Origin of the sequence: Microbulbifer echini (assembly GCF_041447225.1) — a bacterium.
Classification (GTDB): Bacteria; Pseudomonadota; Gammaproteobacteria; order Pseudomonadales; family Cellvibrionaceae; genus Microbulbifer; species Microbulbifer echini.
The window spans coordinates 59,917-82,925 of sequence record NZ_JBGMEL010000010.1; the positions used below are offsets into that span (position 1 = coordinate 59,917).

The 23,009-nt window shown below is 48.6% G+C and carries 25 protein-coding genes; 12 read left to right on the forward strand and 13 right to left on the reverse strand.

The features are described from left to right. Window position 1: 1 nt before the first annotated feature. Complete coding sequence (locus tag ACCI51_RS11285; protein ID WP_371843632.1) at window positions 2-703, reverse strand: sigma-E factor negative regulatory protein; 702 nt, start codon at window positions 701-703, stop codon at window positions 2-4. Window positions 704-820: 117 nt separating this feature from the next. Next, window positions 821-1,435 (reverse strand): RNA polymerase sigma factor RpoE, encoded by a 615-nt coding sequence (rpoE, locus tag ACCI51_RS11290; protein WP_299586522.1) that lies wholly within the window; start codon window positions 1,433-1,435, stop codon window positions 821-823. 178 nt (window positions 1,436-1,613) lie between these two features. On the opposite strand from rpoE, the gene nadB reads away from it, so the two are divergent. Continuing rightward, entirely contained in the window at window positions 1,614-3,221 is a 1,608-nt protein-coding gene (gene nadB, locus ACCI51_RS11295) for an L-aspartate oxidase (protein WP_371843633.1), read from the forward strand. A 30-nt stretch (window positions 3,222-3,251) separates the two neighbouring features. Here the strand turns inward: nadB and ACCI51_RS11300 are convergent, their stop codons facing one another. Beyond that, window positions 3,252-3,704, reverse strand: coding sequence for a protein YgfX (locus ACCI51_RS11300; protein WP_299586516.1), 453 nt, complete (start codon window positions 3,702-3,704; stop codon window positions 3,252-3,254). Further along, window positions 3,679-3,924, reverse strand: a complete 246-nt coding sequence (locus tag ACCI51_RS11305) for an FAD assembly factor SdhE (protein WP_299586513.1) — start codon at window positions 3,922-3,924, stop codon at window positions 3,679-3,681. Before ACCI51_RS11305 ends, ACCI51_RS11300 begins: the two co-directional genes overlap by 26 nt. A 114-nt stretch (window positions 3,925-4,038) precedes the next feature. Between ACCI51_RS11305 and ygfZ the strand changes: the two genes are divergently transcribed. The 5 genes from ygfZ to rimK all read left to right on the forward strand — a co-directional run bounded on the left by ygfZ (window position 4,039) and on the right by rimK (window position 8,324). After that, complete coding sequence (gene ygfZ / locus ACCI51_RS11310; protein WP_371843635.1) at window positions 4,039-5,079, forward strand: CAF17-like 4Fe-4S cluster assembly/insertion protein YgfZ; 1,041 nt, start codon at window positions 4,039-4,041, stop codon at window positions 5,077-5,079. Between the two features lie 341 nt (window positions 5,080-5,420). Further along, window positions 5,421-5,969, forward strand: coding sequence for a hypothetical protein (locus tag ACCI51_RS11315; protein ID WP_299586509.1), 549 nt, complete (start codon window positions 5,421-5,423; stop codon window positions 5,967-5,969). A 257-nt stretch (window positions 5,970-6,226) separates the two neighbouring features. After that, entirely contained in the window at window positions 6,227-6,790 is a 564-nt protein-coding gene (locus ACCI51_RS11320; protein WP_371843636.1) for a hypothetical protein, read from the forward strand. Window positions 6,791-6,885: 95 nt separating this feature from the next. After that, the gene (locus ACCI51_RS11325) at window positions 6,886-7,302 is read left to right on the forward strand and encodes a hypothetical protein (RefSeq protein WP_371843637.1); all 417 of its coding nucleotides are present in this window, start codon (window positions 6,886-6,888) and stop codon (window positions 7,300-7,302) included. Between the two features lie 110 nt (window positions 7,303-7,412). Continuing rightward, on the forward strand, window positions 7,413-8,324 hold the full coding sequence (gene rimK, locus ACCI51_RS11330; RefSeq protein ID WP_299586502.1) for a 30S ribosomal protein S6--L-glutamate ligase: 912 nt from the start codon (window positions 7,413-7,415) through the stop codon (window positions 8,322-8,324). 227 nt (window positions 8,325-8,551) lie between these two features. Here the strand turns inward: rimK and ACCI51_RS11335 are convergent, their stop codons facing one another. Beyond that, on the reverse strand, window positions 8,552-9,289 hold the full coding sequence (locus tag ACCI51_RS11335; RefSeq protein WP_371843639.1) for an SDR family oxidoreductase: 738 nt from the start codon (window positions 9,287-9,289) through the stop codon (window positions 8,552-8,554). 84 nt (window positions 9,290-9,373) lie between these two features. Between ACCI51_RS11335 and ACCI51_RS11340 the strand changes: the two genes are divergently transcribed. Further along, window positions 9,374-10,294: a LysR family transcriptional regulator gene (locus ACCI51_RS11340; RefSeq protein ID WP_299586498.1), complete on the forward strand. Its 921-nt coding sequence runs from the start codon at window positions 9,374-9,376 to the stop codon at window positions 10,292-10,294. A gap of 188 nt (window positions 10,295-10,482) precedes the next feature. Here ACCI51_RS11340 and ACCI51_RS11345 read toward each other — a convergent pair whose 3' ends face one another. The 7 genes from ACCI51_RS11345 to ACCI51_RS11375 all read right to left on the reverse strand — a co-directional run bounded on the left by ACCI51_RS11345 (window position 10,483) and on the right by ACCI51_RS11375 (window position 16,325). Continuing rightward, complete coding sequence (locus ACCI51_RS11345; protein ID WP_371843641.1) at window positions 10,483-11,181, reverse strand: hypothetical protein; 699 nt, start codon at window positions 11,179-11,181, stop codon at window positions 10,483-10,485. Between the two features lie 336 nt (window positions 11,182-11,517). Then, complete coding sequence (gene ung / locus ACCI51_RS11350; RefSeq protein WP_299586494.1) at window positions 11,518-12,240, reverse strand: uracil-DNA glycosylase; 723 nt, start codon at window positions 12,238-12,240, stop codon at window positions 11,518-11,520. Beyond that, entirely contained in the window at window positions 12,240-12,833 is a 594-nt protein-coding gene (locus ACCI51_RS11355; protein WP_299586491.1) for a uracil-DNA glycosylase family protein, read from the reverse strand. Before ACCI51_RS11355 ends, ung begins: the two co-directional genes overlap by 1 nt. Beyond that, window positions 12,834-13,739, reverse strand: coding sequence for a hypothetical protein (locus ACCI51_RS11360; protein WP_299586488.1), 906 nt, complete (start codon window positions 13,737-13,739; stop codon window positions 12,834-12,836). Between the two features lie 605 nt (window positions 13,740-14,344). Next, complete coding sequence (locus ACCI51_RS11365) at window positions 14,345-15,280, reverse strand: esterase-like activity of phytase family protein (protein WP_371843642.1); 936 nt, start codon at window positions 15,278-15,280, stop codon at window positions 14,345-14,347. Window positions 15,281-15,291: 11 nt separating this feature from the next. Beyond that, window positions 15,292-15,774 (reverse strand): YajQ family cyclic di-GMP-binding protein, encoded by a 483-nt coding sequence (locus ACCI51_RS11370; protein WP_299586482.1) that lies wholly within the window; start codon window positions 15,772-15,774, stop codon window positions 15,292-15,294. A gap of 14 nt (window positions 15,775-15,788) precedes the next feature. Further along, complete coding sequence (locus tag ACCI51_RS11375; protein ID WP_371843643.1) at window positions 15,789-16,325, reverse strand: YaeQ family protein; 537 nt, start codon at window positions 16,323-16,325, stop codon at window positions 15,789-15,791. A gap of 86 nt (window positions 16,326-16,411) precedes the next feature. On the opposite strand from ACCI51_RS11375, the gene ACCI51_RS11380 reads away from it, so the two are divergent. The 5 genes from ACCI51_RS11380 to ACCI51_RS11400 all read left to right on the forward strand — a co-directional run bounded on the left by ACCI51_RS11380 (window position 16,412) and on the right by ACCI51_RS11400 (window position 21,435). Continuing rightward, window positions 16,412-17,026 (forward strand): LemA family protein, encoded by a 615-nt coding sequence (locus ACCI51_RS11380; RefSeq protein ID WP_299586477.1) that lies wholly within the window; start codon window positions 16,412-16,414, stop codon window positions 17,024-17,026. 18 nt (window positions 17,027-17,044) lie between these two features. Next, a complete protein-coding gene (locus tag ACCI51_RS11385; RefSeq protein ID WP_371843645.1) occupies window positions 17,045-17,797 on the forward strand; it encodes a TPM domain-containing protein in 753 nt (250 codons plus the stop codon). Continuing rightward, complete coding sequence (locus ACCI51_RS11390) at window positions 17,797-18,408, forward strand: TPM domain-containing protein (protein WP_299586471.1); 612 nt, start codon at window positions 17,797-17,799, stop codon at window positions 18,406-18,408. Before ACCI51_RS11385 ends, ACCI51_RS11390 begins: the two co-directional genes overlap by 1 nt. Window positions 18,409-18,672: 264 nt before the next feature. Continuing rightward, window positions 18,673-20,424, forward strand: a complete 1,752-nt coding sequence (locus ACCI51_RS11395; protein WP_371843646.1) for a hypothetical protein — start codon at window positions 18,673-18,675, stop codon at window positions 20,422-20,424. Between the two features lie 30 nt (window positions 20,425-20,454). Further along, entirely contained in the window at window positions 20,455-21,435 is a 981-nt protein-coding gene (locus tag ACCI51_RS11400) for a HupE/UreJ family protein (protein WP_371843648.1), read from the forward strand. A gap of 760 nt (window positions 21,436-22,195) precedes the next feature. On the opposite strand, the gene ACCI51_RS11405 is transcribed toward ACCI51_RS11400, so the two are convergent. Next, window positions 22,196-22,690, reverse strand: a complete 495-nt coding sequence (locus ACCI51_RS11405; protein ID WP_371843649.1) for a T6SS immunity protein Tdi1 domain-containing protein — start codon at window positions 22,688-22,690, stop codon at window positions 22,196-22,198. Window positions 22,691-23,009: the final 319 nt, after the last annotated feature.

Below are 23,009 nucleotides of genomic sequence, written 5' to 3' on the forward strand. Positions count from 1 at the left end.
GCTACATTCCAACTTGTTCGCCATAGGTCGCGCGTGCAAAAGGCACCATACCTTGGCTTCCGACATGCGCGGCCTGTTCGGAATGTTGAATCATTACACGGTTTAAGTGGCGCATCAGCTCTGGCGTAGGCGCCTGCTGGATGACCTGTTGACCGACAACGCCACCGCGCTGTTCCGGAACAAACCGCGGAGTCGCAGTGCTCACAGAGCGGGTAGATGGCGCAGGCACATAGAAACCGGATGGCTGTGGGGCGGACTGAACCACCGGCTGAGCCGGTCGCTCGACTTCCGCTACCAAATCGGCTCCCTGCACCGGACTCTGCTGGGTATCGGTCATCTGCTGAACCCCTAAGATCGCGGCGAACGCCACAGTCGCGGCTACAGCGCCACGTGAAAGCGGACGCCACCAGCGGTTGTTGACCAACCCATTGGCCGCAATCGCACCACCACTCCCCTCTTGCGATAGCGGCTCTTCGAGATCGATTGCCGCTGAAATGCTCGCGGCGAGACCACTATCGACCGGGGCAGTCTGTTCGCGGCGCATTACGCTCGCCGCCAGTTGGTAGCGTGACCAGCGCGCACCCAACTCTTCAGAAGCAGCCGAAGCTTTGAGAAGCCTCTGCAACTCCAACTCGCTGACTTCGCCATCCATAAGCGCCGAGAGCGACTCGTTGAGACGTTCCTGATGATTCCCGTGGGACATAGGGGTTAACCCTCTTGTGCAATCATTTATTCGGTGCCCACACGCACCATAGTTGGTATGAGTTATGACCGGGCTCGCGGCGGTTGGTTTCCCCAGCTGGGAAAATTTTCCGCTAATTTAACTTCGGTCACCCAGTGTTTCCGGTTCCCCGGCCATCACGGCCTGGACTGTCCGGTCAATCGCTTCCCGTGCGCGAAATATCCTCGAACGCACCGTACCCACCGGGCATCCCATCACCTCGGCGATTTCCTCATAACTCAGTCCCTCAAGCTCCCTCAGCGTAACCGCTGAGCGCAGATCCTCTGGCAGGGCACGAATGGCGCGGTGCACCGCGGCTTCCAGCTGATCCCGAAACATCTGATTTTCAGGCGTCTCGTTATCCCGCAACAGGTCGGCACCCGAGTAGAACTCGGCATCCTCCAAATCCACGTCGGAGGACGGTGGCCTGCGGCTGCGGGAAACCAGGTGGTTTTTAGCGGTATTAATCGCAATACGGTACATCCATGTGTAAAAAGCGCTATCGCCGCGGAAATTGGCGAGCGCTCGATAGGCCTTGATAAAGGCCTCCTGAGTTACATCCTGTACCTCACTGTGGTCCTTAATGAACCTACTGACTACGGCAACAATCTTGTGTTGATACTTGAGTACTAACAGGTCAAAAGCGCGTTTATCTCCCTTTTGAACCCGCTCTACCAGCTCGCGGTCACTCGTTGACGCCTGATGCGCTGTCATCCCCAACTCCCATATCCAGCCACACTGCGGGCGCCACGACTATTTATTAATGAGCTGCCTGCGCAGGCGTTTCTTTTACTCTGTTGAAGACACTGACAATAGGACATAAGTTCCACGTCAAATCGACGAATAATCAGGAGGCGCTATACTACGCGACCCTAAAAGATAAATGAAATCTATGAATGCCCAGGTAAACTACGACGTTCTCGTAATCGGCAGCGGCGCCGCCGGCCTCACCCTGGCCTTACATCTCTCGGCCAAGTACCGCGTAGCCCTGCTCTCTAAACAGCGCCTGCAGGACGGCTCCACCTGGTTCGCCCAGGGGGGGATCGCCGCGGTACTGGACGAGATGGATTCGGTGGAGTCACACATTGCAGACACATTAGACGCGGGTGCGGGACTCTGCCACCCATCGTCAGTGCGCTTCACTGTGGAAGAAAGCACGGCAGCGATCCGCTGGCTGATCGACCAGGGAGTGGACTTTACCCGCGAAGGTGAGGACTACCACCTGACCAAAGAAGGCGGCCACACCCATCGCCGTATTATTCACAGCGCCGATGCCACCGGGCGCGCGGTACACAGTACCCTGCTGATGAAAGTGCTCAACAGTCCAAACATCGACTGTTTCGAGCACCATGTGGCCATAGATCTAATTCGCCAGCCAGACCCAGAAAAAGGCCGCTTTCGCTGCGCTGGCGCCTATGTGCTAAACAAAAACACCGAAGGGGTGGAGTTGCTGCAAGCCAAGGCGGTGATACTCGCCACCGGCGGCGCCAGTAAAGCCTACTTGTATACTAGCAATCCCGATGGCGCCAGTGGCGACGGTATTGCCATGGCCTGGCGCGCCGGCTGTCGGGTGGCCAATATGGAATTTAACCAGTTCCACCCCACCTGCCTCTACCACCCAAAAGCCAAAGCTTTCCTGATTACTGAAGCCCTGCGCGGCGAGGGCGCACAGCTGAAACTGCCCGATGGCAGCCGCTTTATGGAGCGCTTTGATAAGCGCGGCGAGCTGGCGCCCAGGGATATTGTCGCCCGAGCTATCGACCATGAAATGAAGCGCCTCGGTGCAGACTGCCTCTACCTGGATATCTCTCATAAGGATTCGGGCTTTGTGCGCGAGCACTTTCCCACGGTCTATAGCAACTGCCTGAAGTATGGCATTGATATCACCCGGGAACCCATTCCTGTGGTACCCGCCGCACATTATACCTGCGGCGGAATCATGGTAGACCAGCACGGATGTACCGACCTGGACCAACTCTACGCTATCGGCGAAACCACCTTTACCGGTCTACACGGTGCCAACCGTCTGGCCAGCAATTCCCTTCTGGAGTGTCTGGTTTACGCGCGGTCAACCGCACTGCATATCGACGAACACCTAGAGTCCGTGCAGTCGCCCCGCAGGGCAGCGGACTGGGATGCCTCCAGGGTTACCGACTCCGATGAAGATGTAGTGATCTCGCATAACTGGGATGAGTTGCGACGCTTTATGTGGGACTACGTGGGTATCGTGCGCACACGCAAGCGTCTGTTGCGCGCCCAGCATCGGGTAAAATTACTTCATCGGGAGATCCGTGAATTCTACGCCAACTACCGCATCACTAACGACCTAGTAGAGCTGCGCAACCTGGCCCTGGTTTCCGAGTTGATTATCCGCTCAGCACTGGACCGGCGCGAGAGCCGCGGCCTGCATTACTCTCTGGATTACCCGGGTCTGCGTGAGTTAGCCATGGATACTGTTTTGGTACCGGAAAATTACGCCAACCAACGGCAGTTTATTTGATTGCGCACAAACGGCGGGCCGCCGCCCGCCTTAGCGTGAGAAACGCAGTGCAGCTTGCAACCTGCGCCAGTCATCTCTAACCAATGCATCCCGCGCCAATACCAGACGCAAGGGTACGCCAGTCTGATCCCGCCCATGAATGACAACCAGCCAGCGCCACAGCAGCAACTCCCCCCGGAACTGAAACTCCCGCTCCTCACCGCCTGTGCTACGCCAAAACCAGCGACGCTCGCGGGTTGATAACACACCGGTCATTCGCCTCAGACGCCCCCTCTCAAGTAAGGCATAAATCAACACCAACAATAGCGCCGACCAGAACAGCCAGGGAGGAAGCTGGCACAACCACAACAGAAGCGCTGCCTGGATTACCGCAACCAGCAAAAAAAGAAGAAGGAATGGCGATGACGCAACGGCGCAACTCAGGCGCGCGCTGCGTTCAAAATACTGGGGAGACTGGCTATTCCTGAAGTCCGGTGTTGTCACGGATAATCTGCACTATACGCAGCAGGTCTGGATCGACCGGATCTTCTCGGCGCATAAACCAGGCAAACAAGTCCTGATCTTGCTCGTCCATCAGCCGGATATAACGCTGCTGATCCTCTGGTTCCAATGTTTCATAGATATTATCCAGAAATGGCAGCAGCACCAGATCCAGCTCCAACATGCCGCGGCGACTGGCCCAAAACAGGCGGTTGCGATCCATACTTCTTTTCCAACCAGGTTAAAGAGCGCAGTATACCCGCAGCCCAGGCAAACTTGAAAAGGGGCGCGGCAATCCCCAAATAACGCCACCAAGACAACCGGAGGTGGCAGCACTATGGACCAGCAACAGTGGCAGGATTTTCTCAGCAACGAAGGCGCCATTTGGGAAGGCGGCAGGGCCCACTTCCCCCTTACCAGCAATGACAGCCCCCAGGGCTTACATTTGATCGACCTGGGCCCCGTGGGCGGCGTTTCAGTGAGCGGGCCCGACAGCCAGAAATTCCTGCAGGGTCAGCTGACCTGCGACCTGGTAAACCTACCCGACGGACACAGCACCCTAGGGGCACACTGCAACCCCAAGGGGCGTATGATCAGTGCTTTCAGCGCACTGAAACTCTCCCAGAGCGAATTTATACTCCGAATGCCGCGCGATTTAGCGCCAATTGCCCAACAGGCACTGGCCAAATACGCCGTCTTTTTTAAAACAGAGCTGCGTGATATCAGCGACGAATTCCACTGGCTCGGCCTACAGGGGCAAAACGCGACTCATCAGGCCTCACAGATATTGGGGTTCGCCCCCCTATCTTCCGGTCAAGTCAGCACTTTTGAGTATGATGGCCAGCGCTGTATTGCCCAATCGGTCAATGAAAGCCAGCTATCCCTCTTAGTACCAGCCAGCAAGGCTCAGGAACTCTGGCTGGAACTCTCCCCCCACAGTGAGGCCAGCGGCTACGATCAGTGGCAAAAGGGGCAGATCGACGCCGGCATCCCCCAAATTGATGCTGCCACTTCCGAAATGTTTATCCCCCAGATGACCAATCTCCACCTGCTTGGCGGCGTCAGTTTTAAAAAAGGTTGCTACACAGGCCAAGAAGTGATTGCCCGTATGCAATTTCGCGGCGCCGCCAAGCGCCGCCTCTATCGTGCGAAGTGCGAAGGGGGTGACTTGCCAAGCAGCGGATTGGAAATCTTTGCTGAAGGGCCCCAGAGCATCGGCAACCTGGTGGAGGCCTGCCACAGCAAAGATGGAATACAGCTATTGGCTGTGCTCACCATCGCCAAGGTCGCCGCCGGCCAAACTCTGCAGCTGAAAGACGGCCGTACACTGGAGATTCAAGAGTTACCTTATGACGCGGACGCCGACCCTTTAGCTTAAATTATCGGAGTCCAACCAAAAAAGTGGTACAGCTCAAAGGTTGCCTGTCATCAGCTATAAGTCAGCGCCGGAAAACGCGATACCACTCCTTTGCACCGATGAGCCAATATTCCATCCTTAGAAACTTAATAATTGAAAGCGATTCAATTTAGGCACGGCAAACAAAACTAAAAGGACGGCTTTTCAGTCGCCCTTTTCCTTGATCCGTGTTTTGTTTGCGCCCCCTGAAATCCTACAAAATAATTTGAGTCCTGATTCTCCACAACTGCAACCACGACCACTACAATATTTAAGCTTGTTTCTACACCTATTTAGGGGCACGACCGTGAAGGGAGGCGCTATTGAAAGAGATGGAGCAGCTTATCGTCGCCCTGGAGTCCTGTATCGTATTGGCAGGCTTTGCCGCAATTGTGGGTACACTCCAGCCCAAGAAAGGGAGGAATATAACCAAGGGGCGAATTGTATCTCTCGCAATGATTATTTATATAAGCCTAGTCAATGCCCTTCTCGCCGGATTCACTCTAGCGTTATCTAATTTTGACATCAGCGAGCAAAGCTTATGGTCAGCTAGCAGTGCCGCCATGAGCCTAGCCACGACATTTTCCATCATTTATCTCTGGCAAAAAAAACGCCTCAAGTCGGTATCAATTGCCGCCAAAATCACGTATTTCCTTCTCTTTGGTTTTGCTGGCACAATGGTTTTTATCAACCTGCTAAATGCCTTCGGAATAATCTTCAATAAAGAATTTGCCCCTTACTTCCTTTCTTTTATTTTCAATCTATTTGTCGTGGGTTATGCCTTTTCGAGGCTACTTATGCGCCCACTATGGGAGGTGGTTAGAGAAAATGAATTGAAAAACCTACACAAGCCTCGCGCTAACGTCAGATGAAAAAATCGCTAATCAAATAGCTTCGCTCGAGATACTGAAACCACCGTCACCCCCTAGACACATAAAATACATTTTTTGAACCGACAACAGCAGTGAAGCCAACAAGGTCAACCCCCAAAACAAAGTCTTACCCTGCCGAAACTGTAAGAACCACAATGCTAAATGGAGGGCTCCTATGATAAAAAAGCATAAACTATCCTTTGAACACGGATAACTTCGTCTCTTTTTAATACCTCTACTCGGGGCGACAGCGAAAGATGAATACACTGTCGGGACAAATTGAACAACTACTCCACATTATAGAGGTCTCCATTATTTTGGCGGGCTTTGCAGCAATGGTCGCAACATTTCAATCACGTAAAGTAGAAAGCATCACCCGAGGACATGTTGTCTCACTTGCCATGATTGTCTACATCAGTTTATTTAGCGCTCTACTCGCTGCTTTTTCGCTTTCCTTATTAAATTTTCACATTGAAGCCGGATATGTCTGGTCAACCAGCAGCAGCCTGATGGGAATAGCAACGACAGGTTTCATTGTCTACCTCTGGAAGAAAAGACACTTTAAATTTGTCTCTATCATTATGAGATTTACGTACTATGCACTTTTTGGCATAGCCTCATTCGTAGTGATCATAAGCACCTTAAATGCCGCAGGCATATTCTTCGAAAGAGAGTTCGGCCCTTATTTCCTATCATATATTTGCAATCTGTTTTTTGTGGGCTTTGCTTTTGCCAGACTTCTAATGCGCCCCCTCTGGAAGTCCGTTGACATTAAAGAAAAAAATCGCACACAAACAGAAAGAGGAAAGGCTCGCCGATAGCCCCCTTACAATCCAAAACTGCATCTCAAGCTATTCATCCAAACCAATGATCAAGTGCATACTGACCTTATCTAGTACAGCATTTGTTTAGTACATTGAAACAGATTGCTCGTAACACCCCTTCTATAGACGGAAATGAACAACCAGCAAAAGCCTTAGAAATTCTGTCTATGCCCCTTTACATATGGTATGTTTGCAATATTACAGCTCAGTTATTGGGCCATTGTAATGCCCCACAGATGCTTGACCTAACATCATCCAGCACTCTAGAGGGCGAACAGCTTATTGAGAAACCAACAATTGAAGTGAGACTTCTCGCCGCTGAGACTGCACTTTCATCCTCTAAAAGTATCACCGGTATTTGTGTACCCACATATCAACAATTCTCAACTACCCATATCGAGCATAGCTATAAATTTAAACAAACTCCTACACAAATCATCACCGACCACGGCACAATGATTTACTCGCAACACAAACCAGTATTCAATACCTATAGAAACTTCAAATAATGTAAATTTTTGCGTTACCACCAAATGCAAAACATAAGCCAGAAAACAACTCATGCAAGGATAAAGCTCCCTGCACAACAATCAAACTGAACACACATGCAATAAAAATTATGAAAATAGCAATTTTATCAAGAAATCCAAAACTGTATTCTACCCGCCGCCTTGTTGAAGCAGCCATTGAACGCGGCCATGAAGCACGCGTAATTGACCATGTCCGCTGCTTTATGGACATGGGAACCGAAAATCCCTCTATTCATTATAAAAATGAAGAATTTATACCTGGTGATTTTGACGCAGTGATTCCGCGTATCGGTTCATCAGTTACCTTCTATGGCACTTCAGTAGTTCGGCAGTTCGAAATGATGGGAACTTATTGTGTCAATGAGTCTGTTGCTATTTCCCGCTCTCGGGACAAACTCCGCTCTATCCAGCTGCTATCACGCAAGGGGGTAGGTATTCCAGTTACCGCCTTCGCCAACTCACCTGACGATATAGAGGGCTTAATCAGAGAGGTGGGAGGCGCCCCCCTAGTAATTAAAGTATTAGAGGGTACTCAAGGGATCGGTGTGGTGCTCGCTGAAACAAAGAAGGCGGCAGAGAGTGTTATCCAAGCCTTTATGGGCGTAAAAAGTAATATTCTTATTCAAGAATTTATTAAAGAGGCCGGAGGCAGCGATATTCGCTGTTTTGTCGTTGGCGGTAAAGTAATTGCGGCGATGCAGCGCACAGCCCCAGAAGGCGAATTTAGATCCAATCTGCATCGCGGCGGAACGGCTAAACTGGTCAAGCTATCCCCCTCAGAAAGAGCGTGTGCTGTAAAGGCTGCAAGTATTATGGGGCTCAATGTCTGTGGTGTTGACCTTCTCCGCTCCAGTCGAGGACCACTCATTATGGAAGTTAACTCCTCACCTGGCTTAAAGGGCATAGAAGAGTCAACCAGTAAAAATGTTGCGGGAATGATTATAGAGTTTATTGAGAACAACGCTAAACCCAACAAAACAAGAACTCGAGGGAAAGGTTAACCCTCTTCAGCTTTTAACAGCACTACATTTGTGGTCGCCTTAGCGGCCATAAACGCCCCAGATGTGCCGTAGAACCCGGTAGTCATATATTTATCAGAACTGGTTATTTAATTGCAAAATTAAAGCCCAAAAACAGGATCTTAATGTAATTTACATACAAAAAATATGCCCCAAATATAGCTGGGGCATATCTAGAAATATTGTAAAAGAAAACAATACCTAGCCGTTTACCAAGGCTGCTCCTCACCCAGGTGAACAAACTGTCCGGTGGGGCCATCATTTTCAATCAAAGCAAGGTCCACAACCGTTTTCGCCCCTTCAGTCACATCCATAGGCGCAGCACTGGTCCCCAAATCGGTTTTCACCCACCCTGGGTGCGCACTGTTTACCTTAACTCCAGTGCCGACGAGGCTTTGGCTCAAGGAAACAGTAAACATATTTAGCGCAGCTTTTGAAGCATTATACGCGAAAGGCTTTACCGCACTCCAACCGGATTCCTGGTCGGCATTTACCGCCAATGAGCCCAGGATACTGCTTACATTCACAATACGACCAGCGTTACTCTTCTTTAACAAAGGCAGCAGTTCTTGTGTAAGTCCGACCTGGGAAAACAAGTTGATACCGAAGGTGGTTTGCAGGTCTTCTTGTGAGACAGTCTCACTATTGTTCTGCCCCCACTCACCCTCCACTATAACACCGGCGTTGTTTACTAGAATATCCAGTCGACCATATTGTTCGGCGATCTTTTGAGCTGCCCGCGCACGATCCTCTGCTTTGGTGACATCCAATTCAATGATATCAATAGGCGCAACCTTGCCGCTCCAGTTAGCTCTTACTGCCTCCAGCTTAGTCCTGTCCCGACCAGAGAGGATTACTTTGACACCCTGGTCAGAAAGCTGTTTGGCCGCCTCTAAACCAATACCTCTATTTGAACCAGTTACCAGTGCAATTCGATCGTTCGACATGATAAATCTCCTGTGAGTCGGGTTGTTTCGAATACAGGAGCATTTTATTATTATCAGCAATGTGAACAATTGTGGTCTAGGAAAATGAATGTTCGTGATTTGGAAACAATAAGCTTTAGAACCTTATCCGTATTCGTACACGTATGTAGGACCTTGAACCTATCCCTGGTGGCAGATCAGCTAGAACTTCCCAAGTCGACAGTCAGTAAAGAGGTTTCAAGGCTGGAATCCCACTTGAAGGCCAAATTACTAGACCGCACTACCCGTCGTGTTGCACTCACAGAAGTCGGGGCTATTGCCTATGAACGGGCCCTGCATCTGGTGGAAGACTTTAAAACAATGCAAAACGACGTACTGGTAATGGATCAGCAGGTCCAGGGATTACTCCGAATTTCAGCCCCACCAGCCCTGGGTGAATTTCTTTCCAAGAAGGTTATGCCCGCCTTTCTTAAACGCTGGCCCAAAATTACCATCTCTTTAAATCTCACCTACGACTTTGAAGATCTCTTCTCCCAAGGTATTGATCTCGCCTTTCGGGTTGGCGACATCCACGATGAACGTTTGATTTCCCGAAAACTTGGCAGCTCCACACGAATACTGGTAGCCAGCGTTGAATATCTCACCACCCATGGAACACCCAAGTTACCTGAGGAGCTGGTAAGCCATAACTGCCTTAGATTCCAGTTCAACCCAGGAGATACCGAATGGACGCTCACCTCTGACCAATCGACTATAAACATTCCAGTTAATGGAAATTTCTTTTGCGCCAATGTTTCAGCATTAAAAAATGCAGCGGTCAATGGGGTGGGAATTGCCCAGCTACCCATCAATAATATTATGGAGGAGCTGGATAAAGGTTTACTAATTAATATTCTTCCAAACTGGCATGTTCCACCAATGGACATTCATGCCGTTTACCGCACAGGACTGAACAAACCCAAAAAATTGGCTGCGCTACTTGACTTCCTCAAAGAGGAAAAGAATCTGTTTAAGTGGAGTATTTAGCAATATGGGCAACCAAGCTGAGATGACCAGATAAGCCCCACCAATTCACTTTAAAACAAAAAACTTAACTTGAATCGGACGAAATCTGGCTAGAGGCCTCTATCTTTCTTATTTTCACTATAGATGGAAAACCTGTTACCATCCCTCTTACTGTAGATTTAGTGACGGCAAATAAAGAATTGTTGTTTTTAAGGCTCCTTACCAACTCTGGCAAATGCACTCCCTTCTGACACAAAGCCTGTATTGCTGAGTAAGTCCCATGGGACCAAATACCAAAAACCAAAAACCAAGCATATACAGCTACCCTTATGGTAAGGATTTTCCGTGAAAAATATAAACCCATAATCTTCAGTAATTGAGCCCCTCAATGTATTCGACTTATAAAAACTATCATCAACCTCATCAACAGCAAAGCGACCCAGAAAATCCACCTTAAACTTTGAGTCAATTTTCCTGGTAAGCAACAAATCACGACTCACAACATTTATGGCCGGACCCCCAACACATATAAAGGTCTTATGATCGCCGACAAAATTTCGGGAATCATGGAAGATAACCTTTCTTTTAGGATATACTTTTTCAACCCTGTCTTTTAAAAGCTGTATACCAAGAGATTCATCATAGGGCATAAACAACACATTGTCAGGGATTTGACTTTGAGTACTAGTAATTTCAGAAAAGAGTGTTTTCTGCTTAATTAAAGGAAGCACCACATGAATTTCAGAATCAGAATCTCCAAAAAATTTATCCCACAAATCTTTATAGGCTTTTGCATCGAATTTTTTCTTAAAAATCGCTGCAGAACCAATAAAACTTGCGGTAAGAAGAGCCTCCACAAATGGAGCAGAAAGAAAATCCAGAAAAAAATCGGTTAACGCCAACTCCACCGGCCCCTCCTCACTCAAACTGTCAGATGTCGTAAAAAATCTTACACAACACCACCCTTCACAATAGAAAAAAACCTACAGATTCGCCTTTTGGTAAGCCGCCCAAATTCAAACTAAAAATATTGTAGACAACTTATAAAAATTAAATGTCACCCCTCTGTGAGAGTGCGCCTTTCAGGCACTTAAATACACTAATGCAGAGGTTTTATTAAAAAAACCTCAAACACTTATAAAAACCATTAAATTCAATTGATTCAGTGTTCCCAACTTGCCCATAAAGACCGTAAGTCGGGACACCATTTTGTGGAATGGCTTTTACTGCATAAATATGAACTATTACACCTCTACAGAAACTCTCTTTAACTGATTCGCTTCCGGCAGGGCCCACACAATGGCCTTTTCACCGCGCTGCTGCAACCAATGGTTAACTTGCGAGAAAGGTTTGGTGCCAAAAAAACCGCGGTGGGCAGAAAGGGGCGATGGATGCGGTGCGCGTAGTACTAGGTGCTTCTTGCGGTCGATAAAACCGCCTTTCTTCTGTGCGTAGCTGCCCCACAGGACAAACACTAAGCCTTCGCGCTGTTCCGCCAACTTGTGGATCGCGGCATCGGTAAACTGCTCCCAACCACGACCCTGGTGAGCACCGGCCTTGCTGTCCTCCACCGTGAGGGTAGCATTCAACAATAAAACACCCTGCTCAGCCCAAGGCTGCAGGCAGCCGTGATGAGCAGGGGGTATTCCCATATCAGAGTGTAATTCTTTATAAATATTCTGCAGGGATGGTGGAATACGCACACCGGGCATAACAGAAAAACACAAGCCGTGTGCCTGCCCTACGCCATGGTAGGGGTCCTGCCCCAAAATAACCACTTTTACCTGATCAAAAGGCGTGGAATTAAAAGCATTGAAAACCTGACCACCGGCGGGGTAGATTTTTTTTCCGGCTTGCTTTTCTCCACGTAAAAAATTGCGTAGCTCTGCCATATAGGGCTGTTCAAATTCTTCGCCTAATACATCGTACCAGGAAGGGTGAATCTTGATTTTATCCGGAACCGGCATTATTTAACCTTCAATATCTTTTTAACGTGTTTCTGCAATTCGGGCACTACCTCTTTTTCAAACCAGGGCCTACGGCGCAACCATAAGGAATTCCGTGGGCTGGGGTGCGGTAAGGGGAAATACCTCGCTGGAAGAGCATCGCGGTAATGACGAATATTCTCGGTAATATTACCATACCAGTGCGGCAGGTAATGGCGCTGCGCATATTGTCCCACCAAAAGGGTGAGTTGCAAATTGGGTAGCTGCTGCAACAAGCGATTATGCCAAGTAGAGACACACTCGGGCCGCGGTGGCAAGTCACCTCCTTTACCCCTACCGGGATAACAAAACCCCATGGGAATAATGGCAATTCGCGACTCATCGTAAAAAGTATCGCGGCCTATCGAAAGCCATTTACGCAAGCGGTCACCGGACGGATCGTTCCAGGGGATATTCGTGGTATGAACCTTGGTGCCTGGCGCCTGACCAACAATCAATATACGAGCCGATGCTGCTGCACGCAGTACCGGATTGGGTCCCAGCGGTAAATGATCCTCACATAGTCGGCAAGCACGTATTTCTTCCAACAGTACTGGTAACTTCTCGGCTGCCACCTAATCTACTCCCTCCGGAAAAGCCAGGTGTAACAGGAGCGCACGGCGGTCTTGGGGATCGTGAATACGGCTAATATTATCATTATCAAATACAATAAAAATGCCCAGATCGCCCACCGCCAAACCATCGCCTTTTCCCCCAGTACGAGAAACTTCGTAGCCAAGTTCAGAGGAATTTTCATGCTCCCAATAATCCAGGCACCACTTCGCTTTCAAGCTTGGTAACACCCTCCGACACACAGCGTGCCCATTCGGCTCCAAGGTAAACAAAGCACCGTTATAGTAATCGAGGCCCGCTAAATTTTCAGGTTGCCCACGAAAATTCAGTCCTGCAACTGGCGGCGGCGTGAAAATTTGTACCCCCCCCTTGGCGTCAAGCTTTACCAACGCGCGGGGATCTCGCTCTAGTACCATCCAAAAATTATCTCCAACTTTCTGCAAACCCACACCTGAGAGGTTGTACCCTTGCATATAACCCTGGGCTTTAGCTTTAGCCGACCACATATTTTCCAGCCAATGCCCCCTCCCCTGAATATCTACTTCGGCAATACGGTTATAGCGTTCGCTCAACAGGTAAAAGGTATTACCTGCACAGCTGATTGCTTCAAAGTCCATCGCCACTGCTGGCCGAGTAAGGTCCAGCAGAAAATACCATAAATTTCTTGGCCTATCTTTCTTTGGAACACTCAACCCAGATAGAGTTAAATACGTCTCAAGTCTGGCGTGCGTACCCTTTAATACAATCTGGTAAATTTCCTGAGATTTTTTGTCTGAAACAGTAAGAAGCTTACCGTTGCAAAAACTTAACCCGGAGAGACTTAATCCCGCACTGGCATCCACCCAGTAATGATTTAACTTTTGGGCAGGAATAATTTCTGCTGCTACCCCTAGCTGTGACAGCAACACACTAACCACACCGAATAAGAGACGTTTAATCACAGTAATTCCAATTAATATTTACCAGCTAAGACAAGTCGTATTTACCAGATATCATGGCGGCTTCTACCAAAATACGCCGGGAAAATTATCTGGTAATTTGCCTAGGCGACTATCTAATCAATCAAAATGATATATCACCTTACTGACATACAGGATGAACAGAAGTACAAACTGTAGCGCAGCAAGCGTGAACACGAGTAATGGCACAAACACACCGGAGAAACTAGAAAGTTGCCACGACTTCCAGAGGGATAGGGCACTGAGAATGATGCAAATACAACCAGCAGCCATCAAGTAATATAGATCTAAATTTTGCCAGATAGACGCAATAGCACCGTACTTATGTGTTCCCACAGCCCAAATCGGCATCGCTGACGCCACGACACCAATACTAAGGACTGTACTTAAAACCCCGTAATAAACGAATTTCATCTATTGATCCAGGTAAGTTTAAGCGTCTAACGGGAGTTTTTAATCATACTGCAGCAGGCGTTTACTGACTCACTTAAGCGCAGAAAGCCGTAGCCTGAACACCCTCTTAGTGCCCACAGCTATGGCAATACTCACTAGAACTAATGATGAACATCAGGGAAGGTCAGGTGCAGCAACAAGGCTCGCTTGTCCTGCGGTACTTGAGCACGCCCCACATTGTTATTATCCAAAACAACGAAGATACCCTGAGGATTGACCGCCAAGCCCTCCCCCTTACCGTAGCGGGTTTCTTCATAAATCCGCTCAGGTGACTCCTCCAGTGCGCGGTAATCCACACACCACTGAGCCTCTAAACTCGGGAGCTCCCTGCGGCATACTGCGTGGGCGTTGCGCTCCAGGGTAAATAGCGCCCCGTCATAATAGTCGAGACCCGCCAGGTCCTCAGAGCGCCCATAAAATCCAAGACCAGCAACTGATGGCAGAGAAAATACACTGACCTCGCCTTTGCTATTGAGCTGTAAAAGGCCGCGGGGCTCACGCTCCATAGCCACCCAAAAGGCCCCTGCGGCCCTGACCAGGCCCTCACTGGAGGCATTGGGCTTTTGCAGGTAACCTTCCGCCTTGGCTATAGGGGACCAGATATGCTCCTGCCAACTTGCCCTGCCTTGACCATCCACATTGGCAATGCGATTGTAATGTTCACTGACAAGGTGGATGGCATCCCCAGTACAGCTGATTCCTTCAAAGTCCAGCTGATCCGCAGGACGAAAAATCTCCATGAAGGCAACCCAGAGACTTCCCCCCTGCTCCTTACTGGGAGTTTCCAAATCTGTGAGAAGCCGATGGGTACGCAGCTCGGCGCGCTTGCCATCCAGTACCAGCCAGTAAATCTCCCCAGAGTTCTTATCGGAAACAGCCAGTAACTTACCGTCACAAAAGCTTAGGCCGGAAATATCCAGGCCCTCACTGTTATCCACCCAGTAGCTGGCTTGCAGCTTTGCGGGGATGATTTCCGCTGCCACAGCCAGAGGCGCGAGCAATATAGAAGCAACACTGAGGAGGAAACGTTTAATCACTGTGCCGCCAGTTAATCACGGAAGTTGTTAAATTGCAGGGGCTGCTCTAGCTCCTTACTTCGGAGCAGCGCGATGACCTGTTGCAGATCATCGCGCTTCTTACCAGTAACCCGCACCTGCTCGCCCTGAACAGCGGCTTGTACCTTGAGCTTTTCATCTTTAATCAGCTTAACGATTTTTTTTGACAATTCTTTGTCCAGGCCATTTTTCAGGGTCACACCCACTTTCACCTGTTTGCCGGATTGCTCTTTTTCGCCCACCTCCATCGCCAGTGGGTCGATATCACATTTGATCAGCGCGCCGCGCAGCATATCCACTATTTGGTCTACCTGCATATCCACCTCTGCGCGCACCACCAGGGAAAAGTCGCTCATCTCCACTTCCGCATCCACGCCCTTAAAGTCGAAACGGTTGGTAACAGTGCGGTTTACTTGATCTACAGCATTGGTCAGTTGGTGTTTGTCTACTTCGGATACAATGTCAAATGAAGGCATTAATTTCTCTGCTCCTATTTCCAGATTTGCGGAGTTATCTCCGTATTGTGATGGCTATCGGCTAGCCAGATATGGCCATCTTGAATGGTGATACTGAAATCCATATTGCGCTCGGCCATCAGCGCTAACGGCTCTGTGGTATCGGCGTCGAGATGATAAACCTTAAGGTTTTCAAATCGTACAAGCTGACTGTCGAGCTTTTGCCACCAAACTGGCGCAGCTCGCCGCCCGTAACTGTATACCAAAACCTGTCCAGCGCGACCGCAGGCCTTGCGCAATCGCTCCTCGGTGGGCAACCCCACCTCAATCCAGAGGTCGATTTCACCAGTGAGGCTCTTCTGCCACAGATCGGCCTCCTCGTCAGAGGAGAGTCCGCGGGTAAACTCCAGGGAGTCTGCGGCATTGTGCGCAAAGGCCAGTAAACGCACCATCATACGCTCGTCCGTTTCCGACGGGTGGCGCGCCAAAGTGAGCTGGTGCTCGGCATAATAGTCGCGATCCATATCGGCTATTTGTATTTTGGCTTTGAAAATTGTTGCTTTTAATGCCATTTCGGCTCCATCTCTACACCACCTTCAGCACTGTAACTAAGGCGGACTATTCTTGGTTGGTTCACGGGAGAATAAGGATATTCCGCATGACCTCAGCTACTGGCAGCAGCCCGTTCATCTGGCGCTGCACTCTACTCTGCCTGCTGACGGGTTTCCTGAGTGGCTGCGGCATCAATAATATTCCCACCTATGACGAACAGGTGAAAGCGACCTGGGCCCAAGTAGAAAACCAGTATCAGCGTCGCACAGATCTGGTACCAAACCTGGTAAAGACCGTTCAAGCCTATGCTGGGCATGAGCGCGAGACTCTACAAGCGGTTACCGAGGCTCGGGCCAAAGCGAGCTCCCTGCAGCTAGACGGCAACCTCCTCAATGACCCGGCCAAGCTCCAGCAGTTCGAAGCCGCCCAGGCCCAGCTCTCCAGCGCCCTATCACGCCTGATGGTGGTAGTAGAGCGATACCCCGACCTCAAAGCCAGCCAGAACTTCCTCAGCCTGCAGTCGCAACTGGAGGGCACCGAAAACCGGATCAGTGTCGCGCGCCGGGATTATATCCAGGCAGTGCAGCGCTACAACCGGGAGATTCGTACTTTTCCCGGACGCATCTGGCATGCACTCCTCTATAGGGGTATGCCGCTGCGGGAAACTTTTCAGGCCACCAGCGAGGGAGCAGAACAGGCTCCAGAAGTAGACTTTCAATAGGCAGGTGCTGAAAACCCTATGATACGCCTCGCCAAGACTATATTTGCCCTAATGACCCCGCTGCTGGCCGTGGTGTTGTGGGCCGAGGTCCAGCTCCCCCCCCTCTCCGGACGAGTCGTGGACAGGGCCGAGCTTCTGACCGCCGAAGAACGGTATAAGCTCACCGAACGAATCCAGCAATACGAGTCCGAGAGCAGTAATCAGCTGGTCGTCGCCATCCTGCCCGATCTTCAAGGTATCACGATTGAGGAATATGCTAATCAGCTGGCACGCGAGTGGAAGCTGGGGCGCAAGAAAAAAAATAATGGCGTACTGTTCTTAATTGCTCCCGGGGAACGCAAAGTTCGCATTGAGGTGGGCTACGGCCTAGAAGGTGTCCTTACTGATGCCCTATCTGCCAATATTATCCAAACCAAGGTACTGCCAGAATTTCAAAGCGGCAACTTTGCCGGTGGTATTAACGCTGGAGTAGGCTCCATTATTGCCGCCACTAAGAATGAGTATGTAGCCGAGCCAGTGGAAACCAAAGAAGGTCGGCGCCTAGTCTTTCTGATTGGTCTATTCCTGGCTCTGATTATGCTGCACTTATTCGGGACTTCCGTTCTCAGCTCCCCAGTACACGGACGCAGCTACAAACGTGGCCGCTTTGGCGGCTACTATGGTAGCGGCGGCTTCGGTGGTGGACTGCCGGGTGGAAGTTCTTCCGGAGGGGGCGGATTTAGCGGTGGGGGTGGAGGGTTTGGCGGAGGGGGCGCATCGGGAGGATGGTAATGCTCAACAATAGTTATCAACGCCAGGTGGCCGAAGCCATCAAGGAAGTGGAATCCCATACCGATGCGGAGCTTGTGGCGATTGTCGCACGGGAAGCCGACAACTACCTGTACATCTCCACTCTTTGGGCCGCCTTTTTCACCCTACTGCTCTCACCACTCATTGAATTTCTCCCCTGGTGGATCAACTTTCAGCAGGCCTTCCTTCTGCAATGGATACTCTTTATCGCCTTGGCGCTACTTTTCCGCTGGCGCCCGATTACCATGCGGCTGGTGCCCAAAAAAATCAAATATTGGCGTGCCGCAAATCTCGCCCGCCGGCAATTTCTAGAACAGGAGTTACACAGCACCCAAGATCGCCTAGGCTTACTAATTTTTGTCTGTGAAGCCGAGCACTATGTAGAAATTCTTGCGGACCGCGGCCTTGCCCAGCAGGTTACCAATGATCATTGGCAGGTAATCATTGAGGCATTTATCCACGAAATTAAACGTGGCAAAGCGGGAGAGGCCCTACTCCAGTGTATTGCGCAATGCGGAGATTTATTAAAAGAGGCCGCCCCCAGCAGCTCAGTGAAAGATGAACTACCCAACCACCTGATTCTGATCGACTAAAGCACCGGATAATCACCTTACCGACAAGTAGGATTTTAACGTCACAATTCGCGTATATCGTCGCAAGAATAGGACTTTCGACTAAGCTTCAGTAATTTCCATACTACTTCCTTTTCATTTTTCCGGATGACATTCACAGCATTCATTAAAAATCAATGAATATTGCTACTTTCAACATATCTTATTTTGAGTACAGACCTTAGGAGAAGCAGTGGGAATACCCGATGACCAGTAATTTTTTATAAGTAAGAAAAGATATAGCTAATGGGAAAGCGCTTAACTTTATTATGGCTATTGATCACTCTCCTGGCATCCTCATATATCCGTGCTGATTTTATCAGCCTGAGCGGAGCGGAAACAGCCCCCAATATCGCTGAAGTAGAAATACTAAGTCACAGCTTGCGAGTTACCCTTGAAATTTCCGCTGCCGATGCCGATGCATTCTGGCCAGGAATCACTCCATCAGAAAGCATCTATGAAATAGCCAGATTCGCACAAACCCATAAAGAAATCGCCTTTGAAGTGCACTCACCAAAGGGGAGAATAATACCCAGTAATACTTCAGTAAGAATTGCACAGAGAAAACCGAGATACTCCCCCTTCGCCGGAAAGGTAGATCCCAGGACCGGACTGCATCTGCCGGAGTTACCTTCTGATAAAACTATCCTACTGGCCACTCTCGAATTCCCTATTCAAGAGCTCAAAAACCTGAAATTACACCCACCTCTAGATAACGACGGCATAGCCTCTGCCACTATCGGATTCACCAGCCAGCATGGGCGCACGCCTGTCAGTGGATTCCACTATTTATCACGAATCGAATCACTCAAAATCGATAGGGAAGATCCTTGGAACACCCGATTCGAAAACCAAGATATTAACCCTCACAACCGCTACCCCCTCAGATCTTTCCTCTATGTGGAGCCTCGTCAAGTACGCCATGAAATCCTTTTGCGCCCCAGGGACTTACTGCAATGGACCGCACAGCCCTTTGACGCATGGCAGACCCTCACCCGAGAAAAAAGAGCCTTTTTACAGCGTACAACTGAGGAATTCTTACAGAATAAAAACCCCACTACCATAGACCAGGAGTTATCTATTCCGATCAGCACTGAAATATTATTCCTCAAAGCCAACAATATCGGATTCACCACTGTAAAGCATGACGAGCAGATCGAAATTGGCTCACTGTTGATTGGTTACCGAGAAAAATTCTCTATCAAGGAATTACCACAGAGTGTTACCGTTGATTGGAAGCTATTTACCGAAACCATCAATTCCGTACCCACCCTGATTCAGGATCCTGCCGGGCCCTTCCCCACCCATGTTGTGCCTGATTTCCCCGATATCCAATGGCGCAATTACCTCTACGACTACCGCGCGCCCAACAGCGATCCGGTTCCCGTTAAGACCCCTAACGCCGTAATTCCGATGGCAGTACTCTTTTCGTTCTGTTTTGCAGTTTTCTTTATTCTGACTCTCCGCAGTAAAAAAATGGAGACCAAAAATAAACATCCCATCCTCTTTTACAGCGTTGTCATTATTTGTGCCGTACCTATCTACTATGCCCTACCTGGGGAACTGCGAATTCCCCTCCCGGGAACCATCAATACAAAGGCACTCGAAGAAATTACCGAAACACTTTTGATCAGGCTCTCCGCCGCCTATGAAGAGCCAGAAAATGAAGAGCTTAAGTTACAGCTAGCCAACCTAGTGAGCCGAGATAATTTTGATAAAACTCTCTCCAACCTGTCACAGGTTTATCAACCACAAACTAGCACCGGCAACCAGGGCTCGGTGAAGTCTATCGGTGATCTGGAAGTTGAATACGCCGATCAAACATTCGAAAATGGCAGTAAAACTTTCCGAATTATCGGTAAATGGCGTTCAATTACTGAAGACTACAGTTGGGGACATATGGAACAGCTACCACGTGAGACGCGTGCAAGCATCGAAATTACCCAGTCGGATAATTACTGGAAGATATCTGCATTTACACCGCTATCCATACGATAAGGCTAAGAGTAAACAGAGTAGGAAAGTGCCATGAGAAATCTTCGATTTTATGTCTTTCAGTTTCTTTCACTCACCCTGGTTCTTTGCATGAGTGCACAACCCCAAAGCGCTGAGGCCCACCTTCTACTCAACCCGAACGTAATAACCCCGCATATTGAGCATAGGACCAGCGGAATCAACCTTTCGATGAGACTGCCTTATGCAGCAAACACCTCGCTAGAAGAATATCGGCTCTCCAGCGCACGATATTCTGCCCCCCACAATCAGGAAAAGACAAAAAATTTAACCCTCAACTACAGACCAGGGAAAATGAGAGTTATTCACTCAAAGGGCCTAGTGCAAAAAACAGCTCTGATCAGCTATACCAACCTTGACACCATACAGACCTTCCTCAGGAAAGGTATAGTGCATATCATTGGGGGACTAGATCATGTACTTTTTGTACTCTGCCTAAGTCTTGGCGCCTTGACCCTACCCTTACTTTTATGGCGTATCACCGGATTTGCCATTGGTCACAGCATTACCCTTTCTGCTGGAATTTTTGGCTTTATCCCTGTCGCCGTCTGGTTTATCCCCCTGGTTGAAACCGGGATAGCCCTCTCCATTATCTACATGGCCTGGCTTTCCCTGAGGGTAAAACCCACCGGAAAAACATCTAATGAACACACAATATTTTTCACCACCTGTCTATTGGGGCTTTTGCATGGACTGGGGTTTTCGTTTGTTTTGCAAGAAATACTCAAGTTAGATTCACCCAATCTCTGGCAAAGCCTACTGGCTTTTAATCTCGGTGTAGAAGTCGGACAAATATTTATTATTCTTGCAATCTGGCCTCTCTTTTACTTGGCTAGGCACTGGCAAAAAAACTGGGAGGCTCAACTACGCTACTCGATTGCAACCATTTGCGTTGCAATCGCCGTAATCTGGGCTTTTGAGCGCGGAGCTGGGGTTATCAGTGTGATACAGCAGAAAAGCAAATCAAACATTAATATTGTACTGAGCAGTGAATAAAGCTTATCGCTTCACTCGCCACAAAGCGGAAGCCAATAAACCACCATGCCGATAAACTCTACCGCGGCACCTCTCAATCCGCATGCCTATTATATAGAGATAATCATATGCCTCTCAGAGGGCATGAGAAGAGGGGTGTGTGTTGAACAAGGAGGCTAATCGTAATCCATCAAGGACGGGCGGGAACCTTTTTCTGCTCGAAACACCTGCAACCTCTCTCTTAAAGCTTGTGCTGTATAGCCAAAGTAAAAAATTACAATGTGCGACAGCCTTCACTTTTGGGTTCTATGGAAATTTCTTCAAAAAATTTCACCAAGATATCAGTAGGCGTATCTATCAAATCTAAACTCTAGAGGGGGTAGTGCTTTATCTTATCTGTCTGCTCGATTACGAGCCAACTCCCCACTTATCATAAACAGCCTAACCTCAATCTTCTTAGCGATTGCCCTCTGGCACCACTGCTCTTCAGTCGACTCTCGGCAACCTTCTTCCGTAATCACCTAACCTCTTGACTGAGCAGAAGTGGCAGATATTTTCTTCGGTCGTTCTTTTTCAGGTGTTTTACTGATGCGCTTCAGAGTTGAATTCAGGGCTCATCACTTTGATAGGCAATCTGGGTATATAAAACTCGCATCTCAAAAGCATCAGGTTCAGATGATATAGAAAAGGCCTAGAAAAATTTTCTGCAAATTTTCTCATAAGGATCATTGACGCTGAGTAGTGCTCCACAGGTGCCCACTAGCCATTGTTAGCCTTAAGATTACCTTTCTACAATTAAGTTCATACTCTTAATGGGTGTTCCTGGAGGAAAATCCCTGATTTGTTCGTGTATTTGGCCAGATATATCTACATGCACAACCCAAGACACCGCACAGTAATTTTCTTTTTCGTACTCACCACCAAGACTTGGCAGTATCTTTGGAGAAAAACAATTACCTTGATCCAGTGGTTGGCCTGACAGTTCTTTTAGCAAGCTATACTTAAACCAATGCCCCGGCACATCTCCCCCTGAATTCACCAGCTCTCGAAACAATTTCCAAGATTTAGAAGCAATCTCAACTTCACCAGTTCCGGTATCAAGAAAATAAACACGCTCCTTCTTCAGTATTCCTTCTTTTTTTACGAAAAAAAGATCCCCCATAGCCGTCAACAAACGTACACTGGCCCTTCCCCCAACTAGCCACCGCCAAGCTTCCAAGGCATCTCCTTTACCTAAGTCGGTTATTGGAGCAAATATATCTACTTCTTTATTCATGACTAATTCTTCTCTGGTCCAACTCAACTTGAGACTAATATTCATATATTGATCATCACAGCCACTATTATCGTAATTACCATTAAAAATGTAAATTATCTACCAACCCAAAACTTCCCAAGCAAGTCAATCAATCACACAAATAGAACGTTAGAACCAAATAGATGAATTTATTAACACTGTCAAAACCTCGTGAATTTATCTATTTATTGTTTGATGTCTTTATCCCTCTGCTTACCATCCTCCTTAAAACATTGGTCACGGCAAAAAAATCTTCACCAAACATTAATCACTAATTAACAAGCATCTATAAAGGGGA

Coding starts and splice junctions, on each gene's coding strand:
- ACCI51_RS11285 (WP_371843632.1), bottom strand. CDS start 703: ATGTCCCACGGGAATCATCAGGAACGTCTCAACGAGTCGCTCTCGGCG.
- rpoE (WP_299586522.1), bottom strand. CDS start 1,435: ATGACAGCGCATCAGGCGTCAACGAGTGACCGCGAGCTGGTAGAGCGG.
- nadB (WP_371843633.1), top strand. CDS start 1,614: ATGAATGCCCAGGTAAACTACGACGTTCTCGTAATCGGCAGCGGCGCC.
- ACCI51_RS11305 (WP_299586513.1), bottom strand. CDS start 3,924: ATGGATCGCAACCGCCTGTTTTGGGCCAGTCGCCGCGGCATGTTGGAG.
- ygfZ (WP_371843635.1), top strand. CDS start 4,039: ATGGACCAGCAACAGTGGCAGGATTTTCTCAGCAACGAAGGCGCCATT.
- ACCI51_RS11320 (WP_371843636.1), top strand. CDS start 6,227: ATGAATACACTGTCGGGACAAATTGAACAACTACTCCACATTATAGAG.
- rimK (WP_299586502.1), top strand. CDS start 7,413: ATGAAAATAGCAATTTTATCAAGAAATCCAAAACTGTATTCTACCCGC.
- ACCI51_RS11335 (WP_371843639.1), bottom strand. CDS start 9,289: ATGTCGAACGATCGAATTGCACTGGTAACTGGTTCAAATAGAGGTATT.
- ACCI51_RS11340 (WP_299586498.1), top strand. CDS start 9,374: ATGAATGTTCGTGATTTGGAAACAATAAGCTTTAGAACCTTATCCGTA.
- ung (WP_299586494.1), bottom strand. CDS start 12,240: ATGCCGGTTCCGGATAAAATCAAGATTCACCCTTCCTGGTACGATGTA.
- ACCI51_RS11370 (WP_299586482.1), bottom strand. CDS start 15,774: ATGCCTTCATTTGACATTGTATCCGAAGTAGACAAACACCAACTGACC.
- ACCI51_RS11375 (WP_371843643.1), bottom strand. CDS start 16,325: ATGGCATTAAAAGCAACAATTTTCAAAGCCAAAATACAAATAGCCGAT.
- ACCI51_RS11380 (WP_299586477.1), top strand. CDS start 16,412: ATGACCTCAGCTACTGGCAGCAGCCCGTTCATCTGGCGCTGCACTCTA.
- ACCI51_RS11385 (WP_371843645.1), top strand. CDS start 17,045: ATGATACGCCTCGCCAAGACTATATTTGCCCTAATGACCCCGCTGCTG.
- ACCI51_RS11390 (WP_299586471.1), top strand. CDS start 17,797: ATGCTCAACAATAGTTATCAACGCCAGGTGGCCGAAGCCATCAAGGAA.
- ACCI51_RS11395 (WP_371843646.1), top strand. CDS start 18,673: ATGGGAAAGCGCTTAACTTTATTATGGCTATTGATCACTCTCCTGGCA.
- ACCI51_RS11400 (WP_371843648.1), top strand. CDS start 20,455: ATGAGAAATCTTCGATTTTATGTCTTTCAGTTTCTTTCACTCACCCTG.
- ACCI51_RS11405 (WP_371843649.1), bottom strand. CDS start 22,690: ATGAATAAAGAAGTAGATATATTTGCTCCAATAACCGACTTAGGTAAA.